At 64.9% G+C, this 24633-nt stretch carries 24 protein-coding genes; 16 read left to right on the top strand and 8 right to left on the bottom strand.

Going from position 1 to position 24633, the window contains the following annotated elements; all coding sequences use genetic code 11:
• Positions 1-66: 66 nt before the first annotated feature.
• Together ACUCV3_RS12405 and typA are read right to left on the bottom strand one after the other, a co-directional pair.
• The gene (locus ACUCV3_RS12405) at positions 67-237 is read right to left on the bottom strand and encodes a hypothetical protein (RefSeq protein WP_004210141.1); all 171 of its coding nucleotides are present in this window, start codon (positions 235-237) and stop codon (positions 67-69) included.
• A 107-nt stretch (positions 238-344) separates the two neighbouring features.
• Positions 345-2162, bottom strand: coding sequence for a translational GTPase TypA (typA, locus tag ACUCV3_RS12400; protein ID WP_004210140.1), 1818 nt, complete (start codon positions 2160-2162; stop codon positions 345-347).
• Positions 2163-2383: 221 nt separating this feature from the next.
• Here typA and ACUCV3_RS12395 point away from each other — a divergent pair, with 221 nt between their 5' ends.
• The gene (locus tag ACUCV3_RS12395) at positions 2384-3943 is read left to right on the top strand and encodes a S10 family peptidase (RefSeq protein WP_482240660.1); all 1560 of its coding nucleotides are present in this window, start codon (positions 2384-2386) and stop codon (positions 3941-3943) included.
• Positions 3944-4053: 110 nt separating this feature from the next.
• Here the strand turns inward: ACUCV3_RS12395 and ACUCV3_RS12390 are convergent, their stop codons facing one another.
• From ACUCV3_RS12390 to ACUCV3_RS12380, 3 genes are read right to left on the bottom strand one after another with little or no spacing between them, the layout of a single operon-like run.
• Positions 4054-4752 carry a DUF899 family protein gene (locus ACUCV3_RS12390; protein WP_279727645.1) on the bottom strand — a complete coding sequence of 233 codons (699 nt, stop codon included), beginning with the start codon at positions 4750-4752 and terminating at the stop codon, positions 4054-4056.
• 44 nt (positions 4753-4796) lie between these two features.
• Positions 4797-6497: a cation acetate symporter gene (locus ACUCV3_RS12385; RefSeq protein ID WP_279727644.1), complete on the bottom strand. Its 1701-nt coding sequence runs from the start codon at positions 6495-6497 to the stop codon at positions 4797-4799.
• Positions 6494-6835, bottom strand: coding sequence for a DUF485 domain-containing protein (locus tag ACUCV3_RS12380; protein ID WP_279727643.1), 342 nt, complete (start codon positions 6833-6835; stop codon positions 6494-6496). Before ACUCV3_RS12380 ends, ACUCV3_RS12385 begins: the two co-directional genes overlap by 4 nt.
• 153 nt (positions 6836-6988) lie before the next feature.
• On the opposite strand from ACUCV3_RS12380, the gene ACUCV3_RS12375 reads away from it, so the two are divergent.
• From ACUCV3_RS12375 to ACUCV3_RS12365, 3 genes are read left to right on the top strand one after another with little or no spacing between them, the layout of a single operon-like run.
• The gene (locus ACUCV3_RS12375) at positions 6989-8200 is read left to right on the top strand and encodes a toxic anion resistance protein (RefSeq protein WP_125985721.1); all 1212 of its coding nucleotides are present in this window, start codon (positions 6989-6991) and stop codon (positions 8198-8200) included.
• A gap of 40 nt (positions 8201-8240) precedes the next feature.
• Positions 8241-8951, top strand: a complete 711-nt coding sequence (locus ACUCV3_RS12370; RefSeq protein ID WP_278394823.1) for a hypothetical protein — start codon at positions 8241-8243, stop codon at positions 8949-8951.
• 18 nt (positions 8952-8969) lie between these two features.
• The gene (locus ACUCV3_RS12365) at positions 8970-9125 is read left to right on the top strand and encodes a hypothetical protein (protein WP_164546039.1); all 156 of its coding nucleotides are present in this window, start codon (positions 8970-8972) and stop codon (positions 9123-9125) included.
• Between the two features lie 67 nt (positions 9126-9192).
• Here ACUCV3_RS12365 and ACUCV3_RS12360 read toward each other — a convergent pair whose 3' ends face one another.
• The 3 genes from ACUCV3_RS12360 to ACUCV3_RS12350 all read right to left on the bottom strand — a co-directional run bounded on the left by ACUCV3_RS12360 (position 9193) and on the right by ACUCV3_RS12350 (position 14241).
• Positions 9193-11853, bottom strand: a complete 2661-nt coding sequence (locus ACUCV3_RS12360; RefSeq protein WP_482240659.1) for a benzoate/H(+) symporter BenE family transporter — start codon at positions 11851-11853, stop codon at positions 9193-9195.
• A gap of 10 nt (positions 11854-11863) precedes the next feature.
• Positions 11864-13192, bottom strand: coding sequence for an MFS transporter (locus ACUCV3_RS12355; protein WP_279727639.1), 1329 nt, complete (start codon positions 13190-13192; stop codon positions 11864-11866).
• A 125-nt stretch (positions 13193-13317) separates the two neighbouring features.
• Positions 13318-14241 carry a LysR family transcriptional regulator gene (locus ACUCV3_RS12350; RefSeq protein WP_010339175.1) on the bottom strand — a complete coding sequence of 308 codons (924 nt, stop codon included), beginning with the start codon at positions 14239-14241 and terminating at the stop codon, positions 13318-13320.
• 111 nt (positions 14242-14352) lie between these two features.
• On the opposite strand from ACUCV3_RS12350, the gene ACUCV3_RS12345 reads away from it, so the two are divergent.
• Genes ACUCV3_RS12345 through ACUCV3_RS12290 form a run of 12 tightly spaced genes read left to right on the top strand, consistent with a single transcriptional unit; the run spans position 14353 to position 24392 of the window.
• Positions 14353-15510 (top strand): muconate/chloromuconate family cycloisomerase, encoded by a 1158-nt coding sequence (locus tag ACUCV3_RS12345; protein WP_279727638.1) that lies wholly within the window; start codon positions 14353-14355, stop codon positions 15508-15510.
• A 5-nt stretch (positions 15511-15515) separates the two neighbouring features.
• Complete coding sequence (gene catC, locus ACUCV3_RS12340) at positions 15516-15806, top strand: muconolactone Delta-isomerase (RefSeq protein ID WP_017499294.1); 291 nt, start codon at positions 15516-15518, stop codon at positions 15804-15806.
• A 38-nt stretch (positions 15807-15844) separates the two neighbouring features.
• Positions 15845-16771 (top strand): dioxygenase family protein, encoded by a 927-nt coding sequence (locus ACUCV3_RS12335; RefSeq protein ID WP_279727637.1) that lies wholly within the window; start codon positions 15845-15847, stop codon positions 16769-16771.
• Positions 16772-16797: 26 nt separating this feature from the next.
• Complete coding sequence (locus tag ACUCV3_RS12330; protein ID WP_125985755.1) at positions 16798-18147, top strand: SRPBCC family protein; 1350 nt, start codon at positions 16798-16800, stop codon at positions 18145-18147.
• Positions 18144-18659 carry a benzoate 1,2-dioxygenase small subunit gene (gene benB / locus ACUCV3_RS12325; protein WP_069336840.1) on the top strand — a complete coding sequence of 172 codons (516 nt, stop codon included), beginning with the start codon at positions 18144-18146 and terminating at the stop codon, positions 18657-18659. Before ACUCV3_RS12330 ends, benB begins: the two co-directional genes overlap by 4 nt.
• Positions 18660-18669: 10 nt before the next feature.
• Complete coding sequence (benD, locus tag ACUCV3_RS12320) at positions 18670-19455, top strand: benzoate diol dehydrogenase BenD (protein ID WP_279727636.1); 786 nt, start codon at positions 18670-18672, stop codon at positions 19453-19455.
• 13 nt (positions 19456-19468) lie between these two features.
• Positions 19469-20176: a CoA transferase subunit A gene (locus ACUCV3_RS12315; RefSeq protein WP_279727635.1), complete on the top strand. Its 708-nt coding sequence runs from the start codon at positions 19469-19471 to the stop codon at positions 20174-20176.
• On the top strand, positions 20176-20823 hold the full coding sequence (locus ACUCV3_RS12310) for a 3-oxoacid CoA-transferase subunit B (protein ID WP_279727634.1): 648 nt from the start codon (positions 20176-20178) through the stop codon (positions 20821-20823). Before ACUCV3_RS12315 ends, ACUCV3_RS12310 begins: the two co-directional genes overlap by 1 nt.
• Before the next feature lie 14 nt (positions 20824-20837).
• Complete coding sequence (locus ACUCV3_RS12305) at positions 20838-21155, top strand: 2Fe-2S iron-sulfur cluster-binding protein (protein ID WP_279727633.1); 318 nt, start codon at positions 20838-20840, stop codon at positions 21153-21155.
• Between the two features lie 2 nt (positions 21156-21157).
• Positions 21158-21928, top strand: a complete 771-nt coding sequence (gene pcaD / locus ACUCV3_RS12300) for a 3-oxoadipate enol-lactonase (protein WP_279727632.1) — start codon at positions 21158-21160, stop codon at positions 21926-21928.
• Positions 21929-21933: 5 nt separating this feature from the next.
• Positions 21934-23136 (top strand): 3-oxoadipyl-CoA thiolase, encoded by a 1203-nt coding sequence (gene pcaF, locus ACUCV3_RS12295; protein WP_279727631.1) that lies wholly within the window; start codon positions 21934-21936, stop codon positions 23134-23136.
• Positions 23137-23141: 5 nt separating this feature from the next.
• On the top strand, positions 23142-24392 hold the full coding sequence (locus tag ACUCV3_RS12290; RefSeq protein WP_279727714.1) for an NAD(P)/FAD-dependent oxidoreductase: 1251 nt from the start codon (positions 23142-23144) through the stop codon (positions 24390-24392).
• The last annotated feature ends 241 nt before the right edge of the window (positions 24393-24633 follow it).

Below are 24633 nucleotides of genomic sequence, written 5' to 3'. Positions count from 1 at the left end.
ACGATAGGAAGCATGCCCTTCCCGCCTATCGGGATTTATGCTGAGCCAACCGGAAAATAGCGGCCGTCACGGGTTGGCGGACTTGCCGTCCTTCTTGGCCTTGTGCGCCTTGAGCAACGCGTCGATCTCGACGATCCGCTCGCGTTCCGGCGTGCCCTTGGGCAGGCCCTTGAGGCGGCATTCGGCCCATAATTTGCGCCGCTCGGATTCCAGCGCCTTGAGATAGAGATCGGCCATTGCAGCCTCCTGGATAAAGGAAAAGGGCCGGCGCCTCGCGACACCGGCCCTTTCATATCTTGTCTAGCCGAAAATCAGGCGGCCTGCATATGGGCCGCCCTGAAACATCAGGCGGCCTTCGAGCGGCTCATGCGCTTGCGCTCGTTCGGATCGAGGTAGCGCTTGCGCAGACGGATGGTCTTGGGCGTGACTTCGACCATTTCATCGTCGTCGATGTAAGCGATCGCCTGTTCCAGCGTCATCTTCTTGGGCGGGGTCAGGCGGACGGCGTCGTCCTTGCCGCTGGCGCGGAAGTTGGTCAACGCCTTCGACTTCATCGGGTTGACTTCAAGGTCTTCCGGCTTGGCGTTTTCGCCGATGATCATGCCTTCATAGAGGGCTTCACCCACGCCGACGAACAGGATGCCGCGATCTTCCAGCGGACCCAGCGCATAGGCATTGGCTTCGCCGGCGCCGTTCGAGATCAGGACGCCATTCTTGCGGCCTTCGATCTTGCCCTTGTGGGGGCCGTACTTCTCGAACAGGCGGTTCATGATGCCGGTGCCGCGCGTGTCGGACAGGAATTCGCCATGATAGCCGATCAGGCCGCGCGAGGGCGCGGAGAAGGTGATGCGGGTCTTGCCACCGCCCGAGGGACGCATGTCGGTCATCTCGGCCTTGCGGATGTTCATCTTGTCGACGACCGTGCCCGAGAATTCGTCGTCCACGTCGATGACGACGGTTTCGTAAGGCTCGGTCTTGCCGCCATTTTCGTCTTCGCCGAACAGCACGCGCGGACGCGAGATGCCGAGTTCAAAGCCTTCGCGGCGCATGGTTTCGATGAGGACGCCCAGCTGCAGTTCGCCACGGCCAGCGACTTCGAAGCTGTCCTTGTCGTCCGATTCCGTCACCTTGATGGCGACGTTGGATTCGGCTTCGCGGGCCAGACGGTCGCGGATCATGCGGCTCGTCACCTTGCTGCCTTCACGGCCCGCCATCGGCGAATCGTTCACGGCAAAGCGCATCGACAGGGTCGGCGGATCGATCGGCTGTGCCTTGATCGGGGTGCTGACCTGCGGGTCGGAAATGGTGTTGGCGACGGTCGCGACAGTGAGGCCGGCGAGCGAGATGATGTCGCCTGCCTTGGCTTCTTCGACCGGCACACGGTCCAGGCCCTGGAACGACATGATCTTCGACGCACGGCCGGTTTCGATCACATTGCCTTCAGCGTCGAGCGCGTGGATCGGCTGGTTCACCTTGACCGTGCCCGACTGGACGCGGCCGGTCAGGATACGACCCAGGAAGTTGTCGCGATCGAGCAGCGTCACGAGGAAGCTGAACGGCGCGTCCTGGTCCAGCGACGGCGGCGGGACATGGTCGACGATCTTCTGGAACAGCGGCTCCAGCGTGCCTTCACGGCGCTGCGAATCCTCGCTGGCATAGCCGTTGCGGCCCGAGGCGTAGAGGACGGGGAAGTCGAGCTGTTCGTCGGTGGCGTCGAGCGTCACGAACAGGTCGAACACTTCGTCCAGCACTTCCTGGATGCGCTCGTCGGGACGGTCGACCTTGTTGACGACGACGATGGGCTTCAGGCCGAGAGCAAGGGCCTTGCCGGTCACGAACTTGGTCTGCGGCATCGCGCCTTCCGACGAGTCGACCAGCAGGATCACGCCGTCGACCATCGAGAGGATGCGCTCCACTTCGCCGCCGAAGTCAGCGTGGCCGGGCGTATCGACGATGTTGATGCGGGTGCCGTTCCATTCGACCGAGGTGGGCTTCGCCAGAATGGTGATGCCGCGTTCCTTTTCCAGGTCGTTCGAGTCCATGGCGCGCTCTTCGACGCGCTGGTTGTCGCGGAAGGTGCCGGACTGGCGGAAAAGCTGGTCGACGAGCGTGGTCTTGCCATGGTCGACGTGCGCGATGATCGCGATATTACGCAGGGACATGTCTTGCCTTTGGGATATGGGGCTCCCCTGGCCGACACAAGGCCGCGCAGAGGCTTCGGGCGCGCCCCTACAGGAAATGACGCGATGCGGCAAGGGCAGCGGAAGGATCGGCCGAAGCGCAGATGAATATCCTGTCATGTTATGATGTTTCCCTTGCCCCGCTGTGGCAGCCGCCTATGACACCGCGTCAGGTTCGCACCCTGAAAAGAAAAGGACACCCCATGCGGCTGACCGCCACCCTTGGCTTTGCTTCCCTCCTCGCCCTTTCCCTGTCCCACCCTGCCCTCGCCCAGAAGGATGGCGCGCCCGACGCGGCCAAGCAGCATGCCGAGCAGACGGCGGACGAGATCGCCAAGAACTGGGCCAGCGCCCCGGTCGAGGAAGTGACCAAGACCAGCAAGGGCACGGCCAGCGTCGACGGCAAGTCGATCGCCTACACCGCGACCGCCGGCACGCTGACCATCCGCGACGCCCAGGGCAAGCCGACCGCCAGCGTATTCTACACCGCCTATACCGCGCCGGGTAAGCATCGGCCGCTGACCTTCTTCTACAATGGCGGTCCCGGATCGGCCTCGCTGTGGCTGCGCATGGGCAGCTTTGCGCCCGATCATGTCCGCACCGGCAATCCCGAGGCGGTCGCGCCCGCGCCCTTCGATGTCGGCCCCAATCCCGACAGCCTGATCGGCAGCACCGATATGGTGTTCCTGGACGCGGTGGGATCGGGCTATTCGCGGCCGCTGGGCGATGCCAAGGGCGCCGATTTCTATGGCGTTGACCAGGATGTCGATGCCTTTGCCAAGGCGATCCTGCGCTACACCACCAAGAATGGCCGCTGGGGCGACCCCAAATATATTTTCGGCGAAAGCTATGGCACCACCCGATCGGGCGCGCTGGCCTATCAACTGGAAGATCGCGGCATGGCGCTGAACGGCGTCATCCTGCTGTCCTCGATCATGAATTATGGCATCCGCCAGTCGGGCTTCGACACCATCCATATCGGCTATCTGCCCAGCTATGCGGCGACCGCCTGGTATCATAACCGGGTACCCGGCGGCCGCCCGGCCAGCCTGGAAGCCTTTGTCGAGGAAGCGCGCCAGTTCGCCAACGGCCCCTATGCCGCCGCGCTGCTGAAGGGCCAGGACATCAGCGCCCAGGAAGAGGACGCCGTCGCCCAGCAGATGAGCCGCTTCACCGGCCTGTCAGTCGATTATCTCAAGCGCGCCAATCTGCGCGTCAGCCTCAGCCGCTTCCGCAAGGAATTGCTGCGCGACGGGCGCGAAACGCTGGGCCGGTTCGACAGCCGCTACAAGGGGATCGACGAGGATGCGGCGGGCGAGGATCCCGAATATGATCCGTCGGACACCGCTATCAGCGGCCTCTATGTCGGCAGCTTCCTGGATCAATTGACCAACAAGCTCGGCTATCAGACCGACCTCAGCTATCGGCTGAGCGCACGCGAAGGTGGCGCCTTCAACTGGGACTGGAGCCATGAGCCGCCGTCGGGCCGCAAGCAGAATGTCGCCGACGTCACCGCCGACCTCAGCACCGCGATGCGCATCAACCCGCATCTGCGCGTGCTGTCGCTCAATGGCTATTATGACATGGCGACGCCCTTCTTCTCGACCGAGCGCGACCTGAAGCACATGATGCTGGAGCCGGCGCTGCGGCCGAACCTGCAGTTCAAATATTATCCGGCGGGCCACATGGTCTATCTGAACCCGGAAGCACTGCACCGGATGCGCCTCGACATGGAGCGCTATTACGCCGAGGGCGCGCGCTGACCTGATTTCCCGTCGTCATTCCCGCGGAAGCGGGAACCCATCTCCTGACTTGGCGCATAATTGCATCGTCGGGAGATGGATCCCCGCTTCCGCGGGGATGACGGCGAGGGTCAATAGCGCAACTTCGGATACCAGTCGGCCGGCCGCCCTTCGGGCGTCAGGTCGAGGATCGACCAGAGCGCGGCGATGTCGGGCGCGTCGCGGGGATCCTGGCCCGGATCGGCCATTTCGCGTCCCATTTCGCTCATCCAGAAGAGCCGCACCTGATCGCCGTCGCGGCGATAGACGATCAGCGCGGGATATTCGCCGTCCGGCTGGAGCAGGTCGAGATCGCGGGCATAATCGTCGCCGATCGTCTGGATGAAGTCGGTGTTGCGCCAGCCCCGCTCCTGCGCGAAGGCGAATTGCCGTTCGACCGGGCTGCGGCTCAATATCTTGTAGGCAACGCGCTGCTTGATGTCGGCGGCATTGCCATCGACCGCGCCGATCCAGTTGGTACACATCGGGCAGGGCCGTTCACGTTCCGGCCCATACATCCAATAGTAACTGACCAGCACGTCCTTGTCGCCGAACAGGTCGACCAGGCCGACCTCGAAGCCCTGTTCGTCCTTGAAGCGATAATCCTTCGTGATCAACGGGCCGGGCGGCAGCGCCTGGCGCTGGGCGGTCAGGCGCGTCATGTGGCGACGAAATTCGATTTCCGCCGCCAGCAGATCCTGCCGCGCCTTCGCATAGTCCGCGCTTTCGCCGGGGAATGCCGGCTGGCGATGCGCCGCCATGTCGGCGGCCGCTGTCAATTGTTCGTCCATGGCTTCTCTCCTCCCGCGCCGAACGCGGCGCGGGAGGAGAAGGTTCAATGGTCGCTGGCGGCGAAGGCGCCGATGCCGGTTTCCGCCCGCACCCGCTGCGCCGGATAGCCGGCCTTGTCGACGGCCGCGCGGGGCGATCGGTCGAGCCGGGAGATAAGCCAGATGGCGATGAAGCCGGCCGGGACCGAGAAGATCGCCGCCGAGCTATAAGGGAAAGGCGCCGGGCCGAGGCCGAAGGTGGTGGTCCACACCGCCGGCGACAGCAGCGTCAGGACGAAGGCCGTCAGCAGCCCGATCGTGCCGCCCCAGGCCGCGCCACGGGTGGTGCAGCCGCTCCACAGCAGCGACAGGATCAGCACCGGGAAATTGCCCGACGCGGCGAGCGCGAAGGCGAGGCTGACCATGAAGGCGACATTCTGTTTCTCGAAAACCAGCCCCAGCAGCACCGCCAGCGCGCCCAGCGCCAGGGTGGTGATTCGCGAGACGCGCAGTTCGTCGGCGGAGTTGGCCCGTCCCTGTTTCAGCACCGTGGCATAAAGGTCATGGCTGACCGCCGAGGCGGCCGACAAGGTGAGCCCCGCCACCACCGCCAGGATGGTCGCGAAGGCGACCGCCGAGATGAAGCCCAGGAAGGCATTGCCGCCGACCGCATGGGCGAGATGGATCGCCGCCATATTGCCGCCGCCGCGCAGCGTGCCGTCGGCCATCTTGTAGCCGGCATCGGTGCCGACCAGGATGATCGCGCCGAAGCCGATGATGAAGGTGAGGATATAGAAATAGCCGATCCAGCCGGTCGCCCACAACACCGACTTGCGCGCTTCCTTGGCATCGGGGACGGTGAAGAAGCGCATCAATATGTGCGGCAGGCCGGCTGTGCCGAGCATCAGCGCGAGGCCGAAGGAGATGGCCGAAACCGGATCCTTGATGAAGCCGCCCGGCGCCATGATCGCCCTGCCCTTCGCCGCGGCTTCGGCCGGCGACGCGCCAGCCGCCTGCGCTGCTGCGCTCTTCACCTCGACTGCGCGGGCGAACAGGGCTTCGAGCGAGAAGCCGAACTGGGCCAGCACCATCAGCGCCATGAAGCTGGCGCCGCCCAGCAGCAGCACCGCCTTGATGATCTGTACCCAGGTGGTCGCGCGCATGCCGCCGAACAGGACATAGAGCATCATCAGCGCGCCGACGATCACCACCGCCACCGCATAGGGCAGGCCGAACAGCAATTTGATGAGCTGCCCCGCGCCGACCATCTGGGCAATCAGGTAGAAGCTGACCACCAGCAGGGTGGAGACCGCCGCGAAGCTGCGCACCGGCGGCTGGGCGAAACGGTAGGAAGCGACATCGGCAAAGGTGAAGCGACCAAGGTTGCGCAGCCGCTCCGCCATCAGGAACAGCAGGATCGGCCAGCCGACGAGGAAGCCGGTGGAATAGATGAGGCCATCATAGCCGTCGGTGAATATCTGCGCCGATATGCCGAGGAAGGAGGCGGCGGACATATAGTCGCCCGCCATGGCGAGGCCGTTCTGAAAGCCACTGATGCCGCCGCCCGCCGTGTAGAAGTCCGACGCGGTGCGGGTGCGCGCGGCCGCCGCCTTGGTTATCCACAGGGTCAGGCCGACAAAGGCGACGAACATCGCGATCGCCACCCAGTTGATCGGCTGACGCTGCGCCTCCCCCTCCAGTGCGGCGGCGAAGGCGGGAGTGGGGAGCAGAGCAAGAGCGAGCGCGCCGACAAGCCGCGCCCTCATGCGCCATGATCCTTGAGGATGGCGGCCATCTGCGCGTCATGATGGCGGTTGGCATAGGCGACATAGAGGCCGGTCAGCGCGATCGCGAGCAGGATGAGGCCAAGGCCGATCGGAATGCCGATCGAGGTGACGCCATCGCCGATCGGCATGCCCAGCAGCGCCTTGTCGAAGGCGATTAGCACCAGATAGCCGACAAAGGCGGTGAAGATCATCGCCGACAGCCACCAGCCCAGCCGCGCCCGCCGCGCCACCAGTTCACCATAACGGGGATCGGCCGCCACCGCCGCGATCATCGCGGCCTGGGGATCGGCCGGGGCATGCCCTTCCTGCTGCGTCATTCACTCTCCTCTGGTCTTTGCGCCATGCTAACCAGACGTCCCCCGATTGCAATGGCATGGCCCGAGCGCCTATATCTGCACGGAGAGAGACTTGCAGCCTTACTGTTTTATGCACATATGACAGTCAGGCCGATCTGGCCCCTGGGAGATGACATGGCTTCGACCGCGCCGACCGCGACCGCTGATACGCTGAACCTGACGCCGCCCGATCCGGTGCCGGTGGTCGCGCCCGAAAAGGCGGCGGGACTGGTGCCGATCGACGACGACAAGCGATCCAAGCTGGACGAGAAGGTCGACGCCTTCATCGACGATCTGGTGGCGCAGGACGCCAATTCGCCCGCCTTCGGCCAGCGCGTCGACCAGCTGACCAATATGGGTCGCAAGGAAATCGCCGAGGCCGCCGGGCACAGCAACCGCTTCCTCGATCGGCCGGTGCGCGCGATGGACAGCGACAACAAGGTCGGGGCCGATCTGGCCGAACTGCGCCGCACGGTCGAGGATCTGGACCCCGGCAAGCGCGGCAGCCTGACCGCGCCCAAGAAGCTGTTCGGCATCATCCCGTTCGGCAACAAGATGCGCGACTATTTCGACAGCTACAAGTCGAGCCAGACGCATATCAATTCGATCCTGGGATCGCTCGCCAGCGGCAAGGATGTGCTGATCAAGGATAATGCCGCGATCGACGTGGAACGCCAGAATATGTGGCAGACCATGGGCAAGCTGGAACAGATGATCCACATCAGCAAGACCATGGACGCCCGGCTGGAAGCCAAGGCGCTGGAGCTGGATTCGACCGATCCGACCAAGGCCAAGGCGATCCGCGAGAGCGCGCTCTTCTACATCCGCCAGCGCACCCAGGATCTGCTGACCCAGATGGCGGTCACGGTGCAGGGCTATCTGGCGCTGGACCTGGTGAAGAAGAATAATGTCGAGCTGGTGAAGGGCGTGGACCGCGCCAGCACCACCACCGTCGCCGCGCTGCGCACCGCCGTCACCGTGGCGCAGGCGCTGGTCGGCCAGCGGCTGGTGCTGGAACAGATCACCGCGCTCAACACCACCACCGCCAATATCATCGATTCGACCGGCGAACTGCTCAAGAGCCAGACCGCGCAGATTCATGAGCAGGCCGCCAGCAGCACGATCCCGATCGAAACGCTGCAGCGCGCCTTCCAGAATATCTACGACACGATGGACAATATCGACACGTTCAAGCTCAAGGCGCTCGAAAACATGAAGACGACGGTCACTGTGCTGTCGAACGAGGTGGAAAAGTCCAAGGGCTATATCGCCCGGTCCGAGGGCCAGGCCCAGGCCGCCAAGGAAGCGCGCGCGGAAAACCCGCTGCTGAGCGCGATCGAGGGATAAGGATGCGCCCCACCCTGCCCCTTTTCCTGGAGTTGATGGCATGAGCCGGTCCGACCGCGTGTTGGCCGATGCCGAGGCGGTGCTGCGCCGCCATAGCGAGCGCGGCAAGAGCCTGACCAGCCGTGCGCGCGAACGGCGCAACGCATCGATCATGCGGCGGCTGGGTCGGATCGCCGGCGCCGCCTTCGCGATCATCATAGCGGCCATGGTCGCGGGCTGGTTCATGCCGCTGGGTACCAGTGGCGTGATGATCGTGCTCGGCCTGCTGCTGGTCACCACGCTGTTCTTCGCGCTGCTGCCGGGTGAACGGGCGGTCAGTCCTGACAAGCTGGCGGACACGGCGCTGACCGCCCTGCCGCTGAAGACCGAAATCTGGCTGGAAAATCAGCGCAAGGCCTTGCCCGCGCCGGCGGTCACCCTGGTCGACAGCATCGGCGTCAAGCTGGAGACGCTGGCGCCGCAGCTCGAACGACTGGGCGAGCAGGATCCCGCCGCGCACGAGATTCGCAAGCTGCTGGCCGATCATCTGCCCGAACTGGTCACCGGCTATCAGTCGATCCCCGCGCCGCTGCGGCGCGAGGAACGCAATGGCCGCGTGCCCGAAAAGCAGCTGATCGAAGGGCTGTCGGTGATCGATGCCGAGATCGGCCGGATGAGCGAGCAACTGGCGAGCGGCGATCTCGACAAGCTGGCGACCCAGAACCGCTTTCTGGAGCTGAAATATCAGGAGGCGAAGGAACTTGGCGCCTAGCGCCGTCTTCCTTCCGGCATGATTCACCTCACCCTCATCATCGTCGATTTCCTGACGGGCCTGCTGGCCGCCGGGGCCTGGGCGCTGGCCTCGGCTGGCGGCGCGATCGCGGCCGTGGTGGGCGGCGGGGTACTGGGGGTATCGCTGTTCCGGCGCTGGCGACGGCGGGGCTGACAGCCGCTGCCTGTGCCGGAGGAGACCGGCGATCCCGCCTGCCTCCGGCACATCCACACTGCCTGATCTAGAAGCGAAAGGTCAGGTAGGTGGCGGCATAATAGAGGTCGCGGCCGGGTTTGAACTTTTCCGAGACGTCGCCATAGATGGTGTAGAAGCCCAGCGTCATGAACGGGTTGAGCGCATATTGGCCGGCCGCCGTCGCGCGCTTGCCGAAGAAGCGGCTGTCGCTTTCGTCGCCGCGCCGCAGCACCTGACCCCCGAGTGAGTAGACGCCGTCCTTGGTGGAGGTGCGCCACAGGCCCGCCGCCGAGAAATCGAGCTTCAGCTTCGCGGTCGGCTGGATCGACAACTGCGGCTGGATGATCGTCAGGTTATGCGGGCCAAGGTCGCCATTATAGGTAAGCGGCTTGGGGAAGAGCGGCGCATAGGTGCCGATCTTGCCGTCATTGGGGTTCTTATCGCCCGAGCCGACATCGACGCGCAAGGCCAGCTTGGGCTTCCATCCGCCCTGCCAGCCATAGGCGGCGGTGCCCGTGACATAATAGGCGTCGATGTCGAGATCGCCGAACGAGCCCCATTGGCGGATGCCCTCGACATCGATGCTCCAGGCGTCGCGCTTGCCGGCATAGCGCAGCGACAGGGTGCGGCGCTGGTCGCGGGCGGCGGCTTCGCTGTCGAAGGCAAGGCTGGCGCGGTCGGACGAGACGAACAGTGCTTCGGCGCGGCCGGTGCGGGCGCCGGCGCCGAAGCTGCGGCCGGCATGAAAGCCGGTCAGATCATAATCATGGTTGGTTTCGTCATCGAAGGTGCCGAGCTTTTCCAGCACGGCATGACCGGTGAGGAAGCCGCCATCCCATGGTCCCTGGGTCGCCATGACGCGCAGCAGGTCGAGCGAGCGGCGAGTATTGGCGCCTTCGCGCATGTCGAACACGGTCTGGTTGCCGATACCGATTTCCTGGCGACCGAGGCGCGCGACGATCCGACCCTTGCCGACCGGGACATGCGCCTCGACAAAGGCCTGGTTGAAGTCCAGCCGGCCTTCCTCGATCGGGGCGACGACGGAATCGAGGCCAGTGCTGGTTGCATGTTCGAGATCGACGAAGGCGCGGAACAGACCTTCGACCTGGAGATCGCCCCAGATGCGGCTGCGCTGCTGGAAATTGCCATCATCATCCTGCGGGCCGCGGCCCCAGCGTTCGCCCAATCGCAGTTCGGGGCGCAGGCGCAGTTCACCGCCTAGCGTGGCATAGGTGTTGCCGACGATCGGCAGATATTTGAGGCGGGTCCACAGGTTCGCGTCGCGCACGTCGCGGAAGCCGGAATAATCCTCGTCATGGTTGATCGGGCGGAAGGCCGGCTTGGGCGCCTTGGGCCGCTCGCTGGTCTGTGATGGCGGCAGTTGTGCCTCGGCCGGCGTCGCCTCCTTCTGCGCGACTTCGACAGGAGCGGGCGGCGGGGCGGGGGTGGCTTGTGCCGCGGAGGCGGCCAGGACGGGCGCCAGAAGATCGAACATGCATACTCTCCGGATATGGTTTTTCTGGTTATGCGGTGGCCCGTTCGGGCCGTTTTGCGACGAGGCTCTGGAGCAGGTGGACGGCGAGGCCGAGATCAGGCCCCAGAAGGCGGAGCCGAGCCCGGCCAGCGTCATGCCCGATGCGCTGACAGCGAAAGTGACAAGGGCGGCGTCGCGTCCCTGCTCGGCGCGCAATGCGGTGCTGAGCGAATTGGCGACGACCGGAAACAAGGCGAGGCCCGCTAGCGCGGCGATCAGCGTCTTGGGCAGGGTGGCGAACAGCGCCAGAACGGTGGCGGCAAAGGCGCCGAAGACGAGATAGGTGACGCCGCCCGCGATGCCGGCCATGTAGCGGCGGGCGGGATCGGGATGGGCGTCGGGGCCAAGGCAGATGGCGGCGGTGAAGGCGGCGAGGTTGAGGCCGTGGCAGCCGAACGGCGCAAGCGCGATCGAGGCGATGGCGCTGGTCGAGACGATCGGCCGGGCGGCGGGCTGGTCGTAACCGGCGGCGCGCAGCACGGCGATGCCGGGCAGGAACTGACCGGTCAGCGCGACCACCGCCAGCGGCACGGCGATGCTGGCGGTCGCGGCCCAGTCGAAGCGCGGCGTCGTCCAGACCGGCATGGTGAGGTGCGGCGTGCCGATCGATCCCGACAGGCCGCCGCTGAACGCGGTGATCGCGACACCCGTCACCAGCACCGCGACCACGGCGTATCGGGGGGCGATCACGCGGCCGGCGAAGAAGGCGGCGATCATCGCGATCAGCATCACCGGCGCGGACGGCACGGCACCAATCATATCGATAACGAAACGAAACAATATGCCGGCCAGCATCGCGGCGGTGATCGCGGCGGGCAGCCGCTGCATCAACTGGTCGAAGGCGCCCGACAGGCCGACCAGCAGGACCGCGAGATTGGCGACGATATAGGCGCCGATCGCGGTCGCGAAATCAGTCTGCGGCAGCATCGTCACCAGCAGCGCCGATCCCGGCGCCGACCAGGCGATGACGATCGGCACGCGCCAGCGCCAGCTGAGCAATATGCCCAACAGGCCGCTGCCGATCGAGATCGCCCAGATCCAGGAGGCGACGAGGGCGGGTTCAAGGCCCTGCGCTGCCTGAAAGATGATCACCAGCGGGCCGGCATAGGATATGGTGGTGGCGATGATCCCGGCGATGATCGCCGGGATCCAGCCCGTCTGGCTTGCAGTCATGATGGTCCGATCACGCCGCCAGGGCGTAGTTTTCTCGGGCAACCTGCTGGCGACGGCTCAGCATGAAGACCAGGGTGGCCAGCACCGAGACGAGGCCCGGAATGGCGAAGGCGACGAAGTTGAGCGTCATCGGCAGTTGCGCCGCGAGCAGTACGCCGCCCAGCATCGGTCCGACAATCGCACCGACCCGGCCCATGCCCGATGCCCAGCCCAGGCCGGTCGAGCGGACCGACAGGTCATAGAAATCGGCGACGCTGGCATAGAGCAATATCTGCGTGCCGGTGGTGCCGGCGCCGGCGACGAAGATCAGCAGATAGAGGATCGGCATCGGTCCGTTGAGGCCGAGCAGGCTGATGCAGATCGCGCCGAGCAGGAAATAGGCGATGACCACCTGGGGCAGGCCGAACCGGTCGGCCAGGCGTCCGCCGGCGATCGCGCCGAACATGCCGCCGAAATTGAGTGCCAGCAGGAAGGACAGGCTGGACCCCAGACTGTATCCGGCGCTGCGCATCAGTTGTGGCAGCCAGGAGCCGAGCGCATAGACCATCAGCAGGCAGCAGAAGAAGCAGAGCCACATCGACAGCGTGCCGAGCGTGCGATTGTGCTGGAAAAGCGCGGCAATGCTGGTCTTGGCGGCGATACCCTGCGGCTGGAGCAGCGGGCCGTCGAGGCGCTCGCCGGGCGACAGCCGCTGAAGGATGGCGCGGGCCTGTTCCTGGCGCCCCTGCCGGACGAGGAAGCCGGCCGATTCCGGCAGGCCGCGCAGGACGAGCGGCAGGAGGACGAGCGGCACGGCAGCGGCAAAGAACATCGCCTGCCAGCCGAACAGCGGCAGCAGCCAGATGCCCAAGCCCGCCGCCGCCATGCCACCCACGGCATAGCCGCTGAACATCAGCGCGACGAGGGTGCTGCGCATCCGCTTTGGCGCATATTCATTGGTCAGCGCCACCGCATTGGGCATCAGCCCGCCACAGCCGAGGCCGGCGAGAAAGCGCAGCGCGCCGAACATGGTCGGCGTGGTGGCGAAGCCGTTGATGAAGGTGACGGCGCTGAACAGCGCGAAGCAGATGGTGATGCAGGTCTTGCGGCCGATCCGGTCGCCCAGAGGACCGAAGAAGAGGGCGCCGGACATCATGCCGAACAAGGCCCAGCTGGCGAGCGACCCGGCCTGCGGGGCGCTAAGTCCCCATTGGTCCATCAACTGTGGAAGGACGACGCCGTAAATGAAGACGTCATAGCCATCGACTATAAGCAGGATGGCGCAAGCAATGATGATCTTGAGATGTAGGTTTCCAAACCTGGCTTCGTCGATGTGACGATTTATATCGATACCCTGCATATCGATTCCTCTCCCTTATTGATGGGTATGATTTCCCCGGAAAGTGAATGACATGCAGGGCGGCGCCAAATACCAATTAAGTCCCGTTGAAATACGCTACGGGTATGGCGGGCGGTTGGGTGGCTTCAAAGCTCCTCGGTCAGGGCGGCCGGCACCTCATAGCCCCATTGTGCATATTGGCGCGCGATCACCGACGCCATCAGTGCCAGTTCGGGTGAACGGTCGCCGGGGCGGTGGCTCATGATGATAGGGGAGGTGGCCGGCTCGATCAGGTCGCGAAAGGCGACATCGTGGCTGCGGGCGCGATGGACCGATTCGGGGACGATCGCCATCCCCTCCTGCGCCGCGACCAGGCCGATGGCGATCTGCAGTTCACGCGCTTCATGGACGATGCGCGGTTCGATCGCATGGTCGCGGAACAGCGATATGACCTGGTCGGCATAGCTGGGGCGCGGCGCGCGTGGATAGATGATCTGTGGTTCTTCGGCCAGGTCGCGGATCGAGATCGGTCCTTCGCCACGGGCCAGCGGGTGGTCCATCGGGAAGGCGGCGACCATCTTCTCATTGCGCAGGATGATGCGACGGACGGCAGGATCCTCGAACCGGATGCGGCCGAAGCCGACATCGATGCGTCCGTCCTTCAATGCTGCAATCTGTTCCAGCGTGGTGCTTTCCACCATCACCAGCTCGACATTGTCGGCGACCTTGCGAAATTCGCGGATCAGTTCGGGCAGGCGGGCATAGATGGTCGAGGCGACGAAGCCGATCACCAGCCGGCGGCGCTGGCTGGTGGCGGCGGTCTTCACCATCGTCTCGACATCCTCCATCCGCGCCAGCAACTGCAGCGCCTGGGCATGGAGCAGGCGTCCGACATCGGTGAGCCGCAGCGGGCGGCTGGCGCGGTCGAGCAAAGGCGCGCCCACATGCGCCTCCAGTTGCTGGATCGCACGGGACAAAGGCGGCTGGGCAATATGCAGCCGGTCGGCGGCGCGGTTGAAATTGCCTTCGTCGGCCACCGCCACGAAATAGCGCAAGAGGCGCAGGTCCATCACTGACTTATACCTCCAGAGTATGACCCCTTGACCGCATTGATCTTTGAAACCGGTGCGGACGAGGCATAGCTATCCCATGAAACGTAAGCATTTGGGAGAGTCGCCGCAATGGCTGGATTGAGCCACGCCGATACCTTCATCGTCGATGTGCCGACGATCCGCCCGCATGTGCTGGCCATGGCGACCATGCACGCCCAATCGATGGTGATCGTCCGCCTGACCGATGCCGACGGTATCGAGGGGATTGGCGAAGGCACCACGATCGGCGGCCTCAGCTATGGCGAGGAAAGCCCCGAAAGCATCAAGTCGGCGATCGACACCTATATCATCCCGGTCCTGGAAACCTGCGACCTGGCGCAGGTCGGCGCCACCATGGCCAAAGTCGCCCGCTGCGTGCGCGGCAATCATTTCGCCAAATGCGCGGTCGAAACCGCGCTGCTCGACATGGCGGGCAAGCGGCTGGGCATCGCCGTGTCCGAACTGATCGGCGGCGGCCGGGTGCGCGACAGTCTGCCCGTCGCCTGGACGCTGGCCAGTGGCGACACTGCGCGCGACATTGCCGAGGGCGAGGAGATGCTCGACCGCCGGCGCCATCGCATCTTCAAGTTGAAGATCGGCAAGCGCGAAGTGCGCGACGACGTCGCCCATGTCGGCGCCATCTGCAAGGCGCTGGGCGACCGCGCCAGCGTGCGCGTCGACGTCAACCAGAACTGGTCGGAGGCGCAGGCCAAGATCGGCATGGCCATGCTGCATGATGTCGGCTGCGACCTGGTCGAACAGCCGATCGCCGGCGACGCGATCGCCGCGATGGCGCGCCTGTCGAAGAACCAGCCGGTGCCGCTGATGGCGGACGAGGCATTGAATGGTCCGCGCAGTGCGATGCGTATCGCCTCGGCCCATGCCGCCGGCGTCTTCGCGCTCAAGATCGCCCAGTCGGGCGGCCTGTTCGCAGCGGCCGACGTGGCCGCGATCGGCACGGCGGCCGGCATCGGCCTTTATGGCGGCACGATGCTGGAGGGCGGTGTCGGCACGGTCGCGTCGGCCCATGTCTTCGCCACCCTGCCGGACCTCGCCTGGGGCACCGAATTGTTCGGTCCATTGCTCCAGACCGAGGACATATTGCGCGATCCGCTCGGCTATGCCGACTTCTCGCTCGCCGTGCCGACCGGGCCGGGCCTGGGCATCGCCTTTGACGAGGACAAGCTCGCCTTCTTCCGGCGCGATCGCACGTCGCCGATCCTTCACGCCGTTACCGCAGGAGCCTGAAACCCATGCTGTTCATGGTCGAAATGGACGTCAACATCCCGCTGGATTTCGATGCAGCGGAAGCCACCCGGATCAAGGCGGCGGAAAAGGCCTATTTCCAAACGCTGCAGGCCGCCGGCACCTGGCGCCATATCTGGCGCAAGGTCGGCCTCTATTCCAACGTCTCGATCTTCGATGTCGAGAGCAATGCCGCCCTGCACGACACGCTGATGGCGCTGCCGCTCTACCCCTTCATGACGATGAAGATCACGCCGCTCTGCCGCCATCCGTCCTCGATCCATGAGGATGATCGCTGATCGTCCGACACAGACCGCAAAGCTTAGGAGAGAAAAATATGGGTACCAGCTTCGTAGAAACACCGGAAATCCAGAACCTGCTCGACCGTGTCGCGGGGCTGGACTGCGACGGTGGCAACGCCCGCATGAAGGGCATCGTTCGTGACCTGATCGAGTCCTGCATGACCGTCATCGCCCGCTATGATGTCAGCGAGGATGAGGTGTGGAACGCCGTCAACTTCCTGCAGGGCGCGGCGGGTGCTGGCGAACTGGGCCTGCTGATGCCGGGCGTCGGCCTGGAACATTTCATCGATCTCTACATGGATGCCAAGGATGCCGAGGCCGGCAAGTCGGGCGGCACCCCGCGCACGATTGAAGGGCCGCTCTATGTCGAGGGCGCGCCGATCGTCGAGAGCGGCGCCTATCTGACCGATGATGCCGACGATACCGACACGCTCTACATGACCGGCCGCATCATCGGCCCGGATGGCGAGGCGGTGACGGACGGCCTGGTCCATGTCTGGCATGCGGACTCGCACGGCTTCTATTCGCATTTCGACCCGACCCATGAACAGACGCCGTTCAACAATCGTCGTCGCCTCAGGATCGCGGCCGATGGCACCTATGCCTTCTCCTCGAAGATGCCGAACGGCTATTCGGTGCCGCCGGGCGGCGCATCCGACACGCTGATGAAGGCGCTTGGCCGGCACGGCAATCGCCCCGCCCATGTGCATTTCTTCATCGAGGCGCCGGGCTATCGCCGCCTGACCACGCAGATCAACTTTGGCGACGATCCGTTCGCTGCCGACGATTTCGCCTTCGGCACCCGCGAAGGGCTGTTGCCGGTGCCCAACCGCCAGGGCGACAGCGCCCATATCGCCTTCGATTTCCATCTGCAGCGCGCGGACGATGAGGGCGACGAGGCCTTTTCGACCCGCAAGCGCCTGGTGGTGGATGCCGTCGAACCGGTCACAGAGCCGGCCTGAGAGGAGAGAGGATCATGACCAGCCCCATGGCTTTCCTGCGCGACCGTGTTGAAACTGCGGTCGTGGACGATCCGGAAACCGGCATCTTCCGCTGCCGCCGCGACGTCTTCACGGACCCGGAACTGTTCGATCTGGAGATGAAATATATCTTCGAGAGCAACTGGGTCTATCTGGCCCATGAGAGCCAGGTCGAGAAGAAGAACGATTATTTCACCACCTGGATCGGCCATACGCCGGTGATCCTGACGCGGGCCAAGGATGGCGGCCTCAATTGCGTGGTCAATGCCTGCGCCCATCGCGGCGCCAAGCTGTGCCGCCGCAAGCGTGGCAACCAGCCCTTGTTCGTCTGCCCCTTCCATGGCTGGAGCTTCAAGACCGACGGCAAGCTGCTGCGCGCCAAGGATGCCAGCACCGGCGCCTATCCCGACAGTTTCGATCATGAAGGGTCGCACGACCTGACCAAGGTGCGGGTCGAAAGCTATCGCGGCTTCATCTTCGGGTCGCTCAATCATGATGTCCTGCCGCTGGAGGATCATCTGGGCGAGGCCAAGGTCATCATCGACCAGATGGTCGATCAGGCGCCCGAGGGCCTGGAAGTGCTGACCGGCAATTCCACCTACACCTTCCATGGCAATTGGAAGATGCAGATGGAAAATGGCTGCGACGGCTATCATGTCAGCTCGGTCCATGAAAATTACCAGTCGACCATGGGCCGCCGCGCCGAGGGCGGGACCAAGGCGGTCGACGCCAATGGCTGGTCGAAGGCACCGGCAAGCGGCGTCTATGGCTTCGAGCATGGTCATATCCTGCTCTGGACCCAGGTGCTGAACCCCGAGGTCCGGCCGGTCTGGAACTATAAGGACCAGCTGGTCGAGCGGCTGGGCGAGGACAAGGCCCGCTTCATCCTGGAGCAGACGCGCAATCTGGCGCTCTACCCCAATGTCTTCCTGATGGACCAGTTTTCGACCCAGATCCGCGTCGTTCGCCCGATCGACGTGCATACGACCGAAGTCACCATCTATTGCTACGCCCCCAAGGGCGAGAGCGCGGAAGACCGGGCGCATCGCATCCGCCAATATGAGGACTTCTTCAACGTCACCGGCATGGGTACGCCCGACGATCTGGAGGAATTCCGCAGTTGCCAATCGGCCTATGAAGGCGCGGGTGAATTGTGGAATGACTTGAGCCGTGGTGCGACCCGCTGGATCGCCGGGCCGGACAGCAATGCCACCGCCATGGGCATGTACCCGCTGCTGTCGAGCGAGCGCAGCGAGGATGAAGGGCTGTTCGTGCGCCAGCATGAATTCTGGGCGCAGATCATGCTCGACGGCATGGCTCGCGAAGCCGGTGCGCCGATGATGGAGGCCGCAGAATGACACTGGTGCTCGACACGGAGCGCGCGGCGCTCTCCTATCAGGATATCTGCGCCTTTCTCTATCGCGAGGCACGGCTGCTCGACGATCGCGAACTGGACGCATGGCTGGAATGCTATTCGGAACAGTGCGAATATTGGATGCCGGCCTGGACCGACGATGATGCGCTGACCACCGATCCGCACAGCGAAATCTCGCTCATCTATTATGGCAACCGCAAGGGGCTGGAGGATCGCGTCTATCGCTTGAAGACCGAACGGTCCTCGGCGAGTACGCCGGAGGCGCGCACCTCGCACTTCCTGGCGAATATCGAGGTGATCGAGACACGGAGCGATGCGATCGACCTGCGCTACAACTGGCACACGATGAGCCATCGCTACCAGAAGACGCAGCAGTTTTTCGGAACCAGCTTCGTCACGCTGGACATCAGCGGCGCGGCGCCGAAGATCCTGAAGAAGACGATCGTCCTCAAGGACGACTATATTCATCAGGTCATCGACGTCTATCATATCTGAGGGGCGGGCGATGATCTTCCAGGGACGCTTCGCCGGCAAGGTGATGGTCGTGACCGGCGCGGCGCAGGGCATCGGTGCCGGTGTCGCCACCCGTGCCGCGGCCGAGGGCGCCAGCCTCGTGCTGGTCGACCGGGCGGACTTCGTGGCCGATGTCGAGCAGGCGATCGTCGCGGCCGGCGGCAAGGCCATATCCGTCACCTGCGACCTTGAAACCTATGAGGGCGCGGCACAGGCGATGGCGGCGGCGATCGCGGCGTTCGGGCGCATCGACATCCTCATTAACAATGTCGGCGGCGCAATCCGCATGCGGCCCTATGCGCAGTTCGAGCCGGAACAGATCGACGCGGAAATCCGCCGTTCGCTGATGCCGACCCTCTATTGCTGCCATGCGGTCCTGCCGGCGATGCTGGAGCAGGGCGCGGGGACGATCGTCAACCTGTCATCCAACGCCACGCGCGGCATCCGCCGCGTGCCCTATTCGGCGGCGAAGGGCGGGATCAACGGCCTGACCCAGGCACTGGCGATGGAATATGCGGAGGCAGGCATCCGTGTCGTCGCAACCGCGCCGGGCGGCACCAGCGCGCCGCCGCGCCGCGTGCCGCGCAATGCCGAGGGCGACAACCGCCAAGAACAGGCCTGGATGGCCGAGGCGGTGGAACAGGTGACGTCGTCGGCCTTCATGAAGCGCTACGGCACGCTGGACGAGCAGATCGCGCCCATTCTTTTCCTCGCCTCCGACGAGGCCAGTTATGTGACCGGATCGGTCTTGCCCGTTGCGGGCGGCGATATCGGCTGAAGGGACTGAAGACATGCAGAAAATCTACGACAGCCCGGCGCAGGCCCTTGATGGCCTGTTGTTCGACGGGATGACGATCATGTCGGGCGGCTTCGGCCTGTCGGGCAACCCCGAAAGCCTGATCCCGGAAATCCGCGCGAGCGGCGTGAAGGATCTGACCGTCATTTCCAACAATGCCGGCGCCGACGGCTTTGGCCTGTGGATGCTGCTGGAAAGCCGGCAGGTCAAAAAGATGACCTCTTCCTATGTGGGCGAGAACAAGCTGTTCGAAAGCCAGTATCTGTCGGGCGAGCTGGAATTGGAGCTGAACCCGCAGGGGACGCTGGCCGAACGTATCCGTGCCGGTGGCGCCGGCATCCCGGCCTTCTACACCAAGACCGGCGTCGGCACGGTGGTGGCCGAGGGCAAGCCGGTCGAGAATTTCGAGGGCGAGGATTATGTCCGCGAAACCTGGCTGCGCGCTGATCTGTCGATCATCAAGGCGTGGCGGGCCGACCCGGCCGGGAACCTGATGTTCCGCAAGACCGCGCGCAACTTCAACCCGAACATGGCGACGGCCGGCAAGGTGACAGTGGTGGAGGTCGAGGAAATCGTGCCTGAGGGCAGCTTCGACCCCGACTGCATCCACACGCCGGGCATCTATGTCGACCGCATCGTCCTTTCCACCATCAACGAGAAGCGGATCGAGAAGCTGACGGTTCGTGAAAGGGAGATCGCATAATGAGCTGGACCCGCGACGAGATGGCGGCGCGCGCCGCGAAGGAACTGCGCGACGGCTATTATGTGAACCTCGGCATAGGCATCCCGACCCTGGTGGCGAACCATGTGCCGCAGGGCGTGAATGTCACGCTCCAGAGCGAGAATGGGATGCTCGGCATCGGTCCTTTCCCGTTTGAAGGCGAGGCGGACCCGGACCTGATCAACGCCGGCAAGCAGACGATCACCGCGCTGCCGACCAGCAGCTTCTTCTCCTCGGCGGACAGTTTCGCGATGATCCGGGGCGGCCATATCGACATGGCGGTGCTGGGCGCGATGGAGGTGGCCGCCAATGGCGACCTCGCCAACTGGACCATTCCCGGCAAGATGGTGAAGGGCATGGGCGGCGCCATGGATCTGGTCGCCGGCGTCAAGCGCGTGGTCGTGGTGATGGACCATGTGTCGAAAAATGGCAGCCCCAAGATCCTCGAGGCTTGCACCCTGCCGCTCACCGGCAAGGCGGTGGTCGACCTCATCATCACCGACCTCGCCGTGATCGCCGTCGATCGGGCGAAGGGCGGCCTCACCCTGGTGGAGCTGGCCCCCGGCGTCACCGAAGCCGAAGTGGTCGAGAAGACCGGCGCGCCGCTGGCGATCCTCGAAAACGCATAAGACTGGAATTTACCGTGCCCAATCTGATCGTCGTCAACCGCGCGGGGGACGAAACCAATATCGATGCCCGTGAGGGCGTCTCCGTGATGGAGGCCATTCGCGACAATGGCTTTGACGAACTGCTGGCGCTGTGCGGTGGCTGCTGTTCCTGCGCCACCTGCCACGTATTCGTGGATGATGCCTGGACCGGCGCGGTCGGCGCGGCCAGCGGCGACGAGGATGACCTGCTCGATTCCTCCGACCATCGCGGCGATCGGTCGCGCCTGTCCTGCCAGATCATGATGACATCCGCGCTGGATGGGCTGCGCGTCGCCATCGCGCCGGAGGATTGAGCATGACCTTCATCCAGCGCAATGGCGCCACTCTCTACTGGAAGCGCGATGGGCGGGAGGATGCGCCCGCGCTCGTGCTGCTGAACAGCATCGGCACCGACATGGATTTGTGGGACGGCGTGCTGCCGCATCTGCGCGATCGCTTTGCCCTGTTGCGGATCGATGCGCGCGGCCATGGCGCGTCGATCGCCGAACCGGGTGATTATGCGCTCGCGATGCTGGCCGACGATGTGCTGGCGGCGGCCGATGCGGCCGGGTTCGATCGCTTCTCTGTGGCCGGTGTCTCGCTGGGCGGCATGATCGGCATGGAACTGGCGCTGCGGGCGCCGGGGCGGGTCGAGAAGCTGCTGCCGATCTGCACCTCCGCGACGATGGACAGCGCGTCCTGGAACGACCGTATCGCCAAGGTGCGGGGCGAGGGCATGGCCGCCATCGCCGACCTCGCCATGGGCCGTTTCCTCTCCGACGCCGCCGAGCCGGCCATTTATGAAGCGGTGCGCCGTCAGTTGCTGGCGATGGATGCGCAGGGCTATGCCGGCTGCGGCGCGGCGATCCGCGACATGGACCTGGCCGACCGGATCGGCGGCATCGCCTGCCCGACCTTGGTCGTGACCGGCACCCGCGACACATCGACACCCTATGCGGGGCATGGCGAGCATCTGATCGCCCGCATCCCCGGCGCGGCGCATGTGGCGCTGGAAGCCGCGCATCTGGCCCCGCTCGAAGCGCCCGAAGCGCTGGCGGGCGCTATCACCTCTTTCCTGGAAAGCTGAGACATATGGCACAGGCCTTCATCTGCGACGCCGTCCGCACCCCGATCGGCAAGCTCAACGGATCGCTGGCGACCATTCGCGCCGACGATCTGGCGGCGCTGCCGCTCAAGGCCCTGACGGCGCGCAATGGAGGCGCCGACTGGTCGGCCCTCGACGATGTGATCCTGGGCTGCGCCAACCAGGCGGGCGAGGATAATCGCAATGTCGCGCGCATGGCGGTGCTGCTGGCGGGCATGGGTGAGGCCGTGCCGGGCGTGACCGTCAATCGGCTTTGCAGCTCGGGCCTCAACGCGCTGGGCATGGCGGCGCAGGCGATCCGCAGCGACGACGCCGATTTCCTGATCGCCGGCGGTGCCGAGAGCATGACCCGCGCGCCCTATGTGCTGGGCAAGGCCGGCAGTGCCTTCGGCCGCGACCAGAAGATCGAGGATACGACGCTCGGCTGGCGCTTCATCAACCCCGCGATGAAGGCCGCCTATGGCGTCGATACCATGCCCCAGACCGGCGAGAATGTCGCCGAACAATGGGGCATCAGCCGCGAGGAACAGGATCGCTTTGCGCTGGCCAGCCAGGAAAAGGCGGCGCGCGCGCAGGCAAGCGGGCGCTTCGCCGCCGAAATCGTGCCCGTTGCGATCCCGCAGAAGAAGGGCGATCCGCTGCTGTTCGAGGCGGACGAGCATCTGCGTGCCACCAGCCTGGAGGCGCTGGCGAAGCTAAAGCCGGTGGTGAAAGCCGACGGCACGGTGACGGCGGGCAATGCGTCTGGTCTCAACGACGGCGCGGCGGCGATGCTGGTCGCGTCGGAAGCGGCTGCGGTGACGCACGGCTTGACACCGCGTGCTCGGGTGATCGGCATGGCAGCGGCCGGCATTGCGCCCCGGATCATGGGGGCCGGCCCGATTGAGGCGGCGCGCAAGCTGCTCGCCCGTAACGACATGACCGTCGATCAACTGGATGTGATCGAACTCAATGAAGCCTTTGCCAGCCAGGCGATCGCAACGCTGCGCGACCTCGCCGTCGATCCGTTCGACCCGCGCGTCAATCCCAGTGGCGGGGCGATCGCGCTCGGCCATCCGCTCGGCATGTCGGGCGCGCGCATCGCGCTGTCGGCGGTCGAGGAACTGCATCGGACCGGCGGGCGCCATGCGCTGGCCTTCATGTGCATCGGCGTCGGCCAAGGCCTCGCCGTGCTGCTGGAGCGGGTGTGATGATGATGGACCGCGCCGATATCGTCATCGTCGGGGCCGGCCATGGCGGGGCGCAATGCGCGATCGCGCTGCGCCAGAACGGCTTTGCCGGGACCATCATGGTCGTCGGCCGCGAGCCGGAATATCCCTATGAGCGGCCGCCGCTGTCGAAGGATTATTTCGCGCGCGAAAAGGCATTCGAGCGGCTGCTGATCCGGCCGCCCGCCTTCTGGGCTGAAAAGGATGTAAACTTCCTGCTCGGCACCGAAGTGACGGTGGTCGATCCGGCGGGCAAGCAACTGACGCTCTCGGACGGACGCAGCCTTGGCTATGGCAAGCTCATTTGGGCGACCGGCGGCGATCCGCGCCGGCTGACCTGCGCGGGCGCCGATCTGGCCGGCGTGCATGCAGTGCGGACGCGCGCTGACTGCGACGCGCTGATGGCGGAAATCGATGCCGGCAAGCGCGAGATCGTGGTCATTGGCGGCGGCTATATCGGGCTTGAGGCGGCCGCAGTGCTGAGCAAGATGGGCCTCAAGGTCACTCTGCTGGAAGCGTTGCCGCGCGTGCTGGCGCGGGTGGCAGGCGAAGAATTGTCCGCCTTCTACCAGCAGGTCCATCGCGACCATGGCGTCGACCTGCGCCTGGATGCCAGGGTCGATTGCCTGGAGGGGGCGGACGGTCAGGTGACGGCGGCGCGGCTGGCGGATGGCGAGCGCATTCCCGCGCAGGCGGTGATCGTGGGCATTGGCATCATCCCGGCGGTCGAGCCGCTGATCCGTGCCGGGGCCAAGGGCGGCAATGGCGTCGATGTCGATGCCGGGTGCCGCACCTCGCTGCCCGATATTTACGCCATTGGCGACTGCGCCGCCTTTGCCTGTGACTTTGCCGGTGGGCAAGTGATGCGGGTGGAATCGGTCCAGAATGCCAATGACATGGCGACCTGCGTGGCGAAGGCGATCTGTGGCGACGAACGGCCCTATCGCGCCTTCCCCTGGTTCTGGTCGAACCAATATGATCTCAAGCTCCAGACCGCCGGGATCAACGCGGGCTTCGACCAGACGGTGATGCGCGGCACGCCCGCCGACGGCGCCTTCTCGATCGTCTATCTCAGGGACGGCAAGGTCATCGCGCTCGACTGCGTGAACAGCGTGAAGGACTATGTGCAGGGCCGCAAGCTGGTCGAGAATGACGTGCAGATCGATATCGACCGGCTTTCGGATAGCAGTGTCGCGCTCAAGGACACCGTCCGCGCGACACCGGCTGCCGTCGACTAAGTGCAGGCGATCGCCGTGCTCCCATGGCGGCGGCGGTCGCTCACGGGCCGATCATGACCATGCCAAGGGCGTGGCCACGGCACCCGATGCGGCTGTGGCCACGCCCTTATCAATCCACGACATAGGGCGAGCCTGACCTGGTTCCGAAGCCAGTTACAGGTCTCCGCTCGCCCCTATGCGGGCACCGGATTGGTTGCTTCAATCACCTCGCATTCGGTTTGTGCGCCCGATAATATCGGCC

It is taken from the genome of Sphingobium sp. VMM, from assembly GCF_056790315.1.
The sequence above is the reverse complement of the archived record's forward strand: the minus strand, read 5'-3'. Positions and strand labels throughout refer to the sequence as shown.

Excerpts from the sequence above, each read along its gene's own strand:
- ACUCV3_RS12405 (WP_004210141.1), bottom strand. The coding sequence starts at position 237 with ATGGCCGATCTCTATCTCAAGGCGCTGGAATCCGAGCGGCGCAAATTA.
- typA (WP_004210140.1), bottom strand. The coding sequence starts at position 2,162 with ATGTCCCTGCGTAATATCGCGATCATCGCGCACGTCGACCATGGCAAG.
- ACUCV3_RS12395 (WP_482240660.1), top strand. The coding sequence starts at position 2,384 with ATGCGGCTGACCGCCACCCTTGGCTTTGCTTCCCTCCTCGCCCTTTCC.
- ACUCV3_RS12390 (WP_279727645.1), bottom strand. The coding sequence starts at position 4,752 with ATGGACGAACAATTGACAGCGGCCGCCGACATGGCGGCGCATCGCCAG.
- ACUCV3_RS12385 (WP_279727644.1), bottom strand. The coding sequence starts at position 6,497 with ATGAGGGCGCGGCTTGTCGGCGCGCTCGCTCTTGCTCTGCTCCCCACT.
- ACUCV3_RS12380 (WP_279727643.1), bottom strand. The coding sequence starts at position 6,835 with ATGACGCAGCAGGAAGGGCATGCCCCGGCCGATCCCCAGGCCGCGATG.
- ACUCV3_RS12375 (WP_125985721.1), top strand. The coding sequence starts at position 6,989 with ATGGCTTCGACCGCGCCGACCGCGACCGCTGATACGCTGAACCTGACG.
- ACUCV3_RS12370 (WP_278394823.1), top strand. The coding sequence starts at position 8,241 with ATGAGCCGGTCCGACCGCGTGTTGGCCGATGCCGAGGCGGTGCTGCGC.
- ACUCV3_RS12365 (WP_164546039.1), top strand. The coding sequence starts at position 8,970 with ATGATTCACCTCACCCTCATCATCGTCGATTTCCTGACGGGCCTGCTG.
- ACUCV3_RS12360 (WP_482240659.1), bottom strand. The coding sequence starts at position 11,853 with ATGACTGCAAGCCAGACGGGCTGGATCCCGGCGATCATCGCCGGGATC.
- ACUCV3_RS12355 (WP_279727639.1), bottom strand. The coding sequence starts at position 13,192 with ATGCAGGGTATCGATATAAATCGTCACATCGACGAAGCCAGGTTTGGA.
- ACUCV3_RS12350 (WP_010339175.1), bottom strand. The coding sequence starts at position 14,241 with ATGGACCTGCGCCTCTTGCGCTATTTCGTGGCGGTGGCCGACGAAGGC.
- ACUCV3_RS12345 (WP_279727638.1), top strand. The coding sequence starts at position 14,353 with ATGGCTGGATTGAGCCACGCCGATACCTTCATCGTCGATGTGCCGACG.
- catC (WP_017499294.1), top strand. The coding sequence starts at position 15,516 with ATGCTGTTCATGGTCGAAATGGACGTCAACATCCCGCTGGATTTCGAT.
- ACUCV3_RS12335 (WP_279727637.1), top strand. The coding sequence starts at position 15,845 with ATGGGTACCAGCTTCGTAGAAACACCGGAAATCCAGAACCTGCTCGAC.
- ACUCV3_RS12330 (WP_125985755.1), top strand. The coding sequence starts at position 16,798 with ATGGCTTTCCTGCGCGACCGTGTTGAAACTGCGGTCGTGGACGATCCG.
- benB (WP_069336840.1), top strand. The coding sequence starts at position 18,144 with ATGACACTGGTGCTCGACACGGAGCGCGCGGCGCTCTCCTATCAGGAT.
- benD (WP_279727636.1), top strand. The coding sequence starts at position 18,670 with ATGATCTTCCAGGGACGCTTCGCCGGCAAGGTGATGGTCGTGACCGGC.
- ACUCV3_RS12315 (WP_279727635.1), top strand. The coding sequence starts at position 19,469 with ATGCAGAAAATCTACGACAGCCCGGCGCAGGCCCTTGATGGCCTGTTG.
- ACUCV3_RS12310 (WP_279727634.1), top strand. The coding sequence starts at position 20,176 with ATGAGCTGGACCCGCGACGAGATGGCGGCGCGCGCCGCGAAGGAACTG.
- pcaD (WP_279727632.1), top strand. The coding sequence starts at position 21,158 with ATGACCTTCATCCAGCGCAATGGCGCCACTCTCTACTGGAAGCGCGAT.
- pcaF (WP_279727631.1), top strand. The coding sequence starts at position 21,934 with ATGGCACAGGCCTTCATCTGCGACGCCGTCCGCACCCCGATCGGCAAG.
- ACUCV3_RS12290 (WP_279727714.1), top strand. The coding sequence starts at position 23,142 with ATGGACCGCGCCGATATCGTCATCGTCGGGGCCGGCCATGGCGGGGCG.